General features: G+C 49.4%; 1 protein-coding gene. It reads left to right on the forward strand.

The annotated features are described in order from the left end of the window. Window positions 1–530, forward strand: a 530-nt coding sequence (locus ACTXGO_RS16180; RefSeq protein WP_443575245.1) for a 3-hydroxyacyl-CoA dehydrogenase family protein, incomplete at both ends; no start/stop codon positions are given.

A 530-nucleotide genomic window follows, 5' to 3' on the forward strand; every position in this document is an offset into this window, starting at 1 on the left:
AAGCGCTCAACTGAGGATAAGAAGCAAGCGCTACTTAATCGTATTCACCCGACCGTCTCTTATGACGATTTAGCAGAGTGCGATTTAATCATCGAGGCGGTGTTTGAAAATCGTGAAATCAAAGCCAAGTGTACTCAGCAGTCTGAAGCCGTGATTCCAGAATCAGCCGTTTATGCGTCTAACACCTCAACCTTGCCTATTACCGGGCTGGCCCAAGCGAGCAAACGCCCACAGCAATTTATTGGTCTGCATTTCTTCTCGCCCGTCGACAAGATGCCACTCGTTGAGATTATCATGGGCGAGCAAACGGATGATGACACCTTAGCCAAAGCTTTTGATTATGTCTTGCAAATCGGCAAAACGCCAATCGTCGTCAATGATAGTCGCGGGTTTTATACTTCGCGCGTATTCGGCACTTATGTGTCAGAAGGCGTCGCTATGCTCGGTGAGGGTGTACATCCGCGCAGTATTGAGGTCGCAGGTCTGAAGACGGGTATGCCTATGCCGCCCTTAGCGCTACAAGATGAGGT

It is taken from the genome of Psychrobacter sp. T6-1 (genome assembly GCF_052258445.1).